Origin of the sequence: Mesorhizobium sp. M1E.F.Ca.ET.041.01.1.1, from assembly GCF_003997355.1 — a bacterium.
In the GTDB taxonomy this organism is placed as follows: Bacteria; Pseudomonadota; Alphaproteobacteria; order Rhizobiales; family Rhizobiaceae; genus Mesorhizobium.
The window spans coordinates 1-2884 of record NZ_RZSL01000681.1 but is presented as its reverse complement, the minus strand read 5'-3'; the positions used below and the strand labels follow the sequence as shown (position 1 = coordinate 2884).

Sequence of the window (2884 nt, the reverse complement as noted above, 5' to 3'; positions counted from 1 at the left end):
CCCTTGAAGAACCAGTAGATCGAGCCGGCGCCCTTCCCCTCGTCCTTGCCCATCGTGCCGACCCAAAACGCCCCGCAGGGATGGACGCGGGAATCGTTGGAACGGGTCGCAGGATTGTCGGCCTCGATCGGCGTGTGCAGCGTCAGCTTGCCGGTCGCCACATCGCGGACCTGCAGGCCGATCTCCGTGGCGATCAACTGGCGGGCGTCGTCGATGACGGCGATGGCGCTGGCCATCAGGCCGAGATCGTGGATTTTCAGCGCGCCGGCGAGCGGCTTTTCCAGGAGCTTGCCGTTGACGATGTCGAACCAGAAGAGGGTGTCGGTGCCGGGATCGTAGCTCGGCCCCTCGCCAAGCTGGCAGATGTGATCGCTGAAGACCGAAACGCTGTCCATCATACCCCTCCGAATGCCTCGTCCCAGGCTGCGACCGCGGCGCGGGCGCGCTCAGCCACGTCCTCGACACTGGCGCCCGGCTTGTAGAGGCTCGACCCCAGACCAAACACGCTGACGCCGACCGCCTTGTAGCCGGCAAAGTCCTTGTCGGAAACGCCACCGACGGCGCCGATCAGGGTCGATGCCGGCAACACGGCTCGAATTGCCGCGATGCCGGACGCGCCGAGCACACTCGCCGGAAAGAATTTCAGCGCCGACGCGCCGAGCCGGATCGCCTGGAAGGCTTCAGTGGGTGTGAACACGCCGGGCATCGTCACCATGCCGTAGTCCTTCGCGCGGCCCATGACCTCGGCGTCGATGTTGGGGCTGACCAGCAGCCGGCCGCCGGCCTCGTGCAAGGCGTCAACATCGGCGGCCGTCAGCACCGTGCCGGCACCGACCAGGGCCGTTTTCGGCAGGACCTCCACGATCCTGGCGATCGACGAAAACGGCTCAGGCGAGTTGAGCGGCACCTCGATCGCCTCGATGCCGGCGTCGAACAGTGCCTGGCCGATGGCAATCGCTTCGGTCGCCTTGAGGCCGCGCAGAATGGCGACCAGCCCGCGCTTGAGCTTGGGAAAGGGGGCTGTCTGACTCATCGGGCAACTCCGGTTCTGGCAATCATGCCGTTTTCGCACGCGGCCTCGACAAGGCCGGCGCGCACCGCTTCATCCGCATCGACGATCCTGAAGGCAAGACCGGCGAAACCTAGCGCGGCGCCGTAAAGCGAAGCCAGCGCGCCGGAGGCGACCAGCACCACCGGCGCTTCGCTGACACCATAGCGGCGTTTGGCCGAGGCGATCTCGCCGCCGATCAAGAGTCCGGACAGGCAGGCCGCCGCCTCGTCGGACTTCAAGTCCTGCAGCAGCCCTGCGGCGCGGATCGCGAACAGTTTCGAGGTGACGTCGCCGCCCTCGCCCAGCGCTTGGCTGCACCACTGGCGGAAGAACGGGTTGTCCGCAGCGACCGGGGCCGGATGCTCGCCGAGCGAATGTTTCAAGATCGAGTGCGTGGCCAGCACGGAAAACAATTCGCCGGTCGGCCAGGTGCCGAAGCCGGCGACGGTGCCGTCCTCGACCGCGACCCACTTCGAATGCGTCCCTGGCATGCAGACCAGGTGACGGCCCTTTGCCGGCAAACCGGCGCCGGCGAGCTGGGTTTCCTCGCCGCGCATGACATCCGGCGCGTCGGCGAGGCGCTGGGCGAGGCCCGGAACGATGCGGATATCGCGGCGCTCGCCCTCGATGCGGGCGGCCTCGCCAAGGATGGCGCCGATCGGCGCCGGCACGGTGACATAAGGCGCCTCGATCCAGCCCTGGCGGGAGCCGGCCATGCCGCAGATGATGACGGGCAAGCCCTCCGGCGCGCCCATGGCGGCAAGGTGACCCTCCAGCACGTTGGCGAAGCCTTTTTCGCGCGCGGTGATCAGCCCGTCGTCGCCGCGCCGCTCGGCAAGCACCTCGCCGGAGCCGTCGAGCAGCCAGGCCCGAAGCCTTGTCGTGCCCCAATCGAGGGCGGCGACCGCGGGCGCGCCGCTCACAGCACGCCTCCGTCGACGATCAGCATCTGCGCCGTCAGCATGCGCGAAGCGTCAGACGCCAGGAACAGCACCGTGCCGACGATGTCGTCGGGCCGCATCACCTCCTTGATGCATTGCTTTGCGACATGAGCGGCGAGCGTCTCTTCGGTAACCCAGAGCTCCTTCTGGCGCTCGGTGATCACCCAGCCGGGCGCGACCGCGTTGACGCGGATGCCGTCGGCGCCGAGCTTGCCGGCAAGGCCCTTGGTGAGGCCGAGTATGCCGGCCTTGGCCGCGGTGTAGGCCGGCATGTCCGGATGGTTGATGAGATAGGAGGTGGAGGTGAAGTTGATGATCGAGCCGCCGCCGGCGCGCTTCATACCCGGCGCCACCGCCTGGGCGGTGAAGAAATGCGGCCGCAGGTTGATGGCGAGATTGTTGTCCCAGAACTCGACCGTGACGTCCTTGACCTCATGACGGTCGTCGAGCGCCGCGTTGTTGACGAGCACCGTGACATCGCCATGCGCTTCCGCGGCCTTGGCCACAGCAGTGCGCAACGCCGCCACGTCGCGCAAATCGGTCTTGAGGTAGAGCGGACGCCGGCCAAGCTCCTTTTCCAGGCGGTCGGCGAGCGCCGTGCTGGGCTTGTCGGCGATATCGATGAAGGCGACCTTGGCGCCTTGCCGCATGAAGCCTTCGGTCAGCGCCGCGCCGATGCCGGAGCCGCCGCCGGTGATCAGCACCGAGGCGCCGTCGAGGTCGGCGAAACGCGCCGATGGCATCATGATTTCTTTCTCCCTTTGGCCGGCGCGCATCCTAGCCACGCAGGTGCCAGGGGCAAGGGCGAAAAAGCGGATTTCAGCGCTTATGTCCGACAAATGAGGTCTGCTGCGCGGCAGGCTGTCGCGGCCAGACGGAAGCGCTTTACGAG

Annotated in this window: 4 protein-coding genes; all 4 read right to left on the bottom strand. The window is 67.3% G+C overall.

What is annotated here, in order from left to right; all coding sequences use genetic code 11:
- The coding region (locus tag EOA38_RS32520) for an SMP-30/gluconolactonase/LRE family protein (RefSeq protein ID WP_145966177.1) at positions 1–398 on the bottom strand (398 nt) is incomplete at its 3' end.
- Positions 395–1033, bottom strand: coding sequence for a 2-dehydro-3-deoxy-6-phosphogalactonate aldolase (locus tag EOA38_RS32515; RefSeq protein ID WP_127301152.1), 639 nt, complete (start codon positions 1031–1033; stop codon positions 395–397). The genes EOA38_RS32515 and EOA38_RS32520, both read right to left, overlap by 4 nt.
- Positions 1030–1974: a 2-dehydro-3-deoxygalactonokinase gene (locus tag EOA38_RS32510; protein WP_127301151.1), complete on the bottom strand. Its 945-nt coding sequence runs from the start codon at positions 1972–1974 to the stop codon at positions 1030–1032. The genes EOA38_RS32515 and EOA38_RS32510 overlap by 4 nt, the downstream gene beginning before the upstream one ends.
- On the bottom strand, positions 1971–2738 hold the full coding sequence (locus tag EOA38_RS32505) for an SDR family oxidoreductase (RefSeq protein WP_127301150.1): 768 nt from the start codon (positions 2736–2738) through the stop codon (positions 1971–1973). Before EOA38_RS32505 ends, EOA38_RS32510 begins: the two co-directional genes overlap by 4 nt.
- Between the last annotated feature and the right edge of the window lie 146 nt (positions 2739–2884).

Excerpts from the sequence above, each read along its gene's own strand:
- EOA38_RS32515 (WP_127301152.1), bottom strand. The coding sequence starts at position 1,033 with ATGAGTCAGACAGCCCCCTTTCCCAAGCTCAAGCGCGGGCTGGTCGCC.
- EOA38_RS32505 (WP_127301150.1), bottom strand. The coding sequence starts at position 2,738 with ATGATGCCATCGGCGCGTTTCGCCGACCTCGACGGCGCCTCGGTGCTG.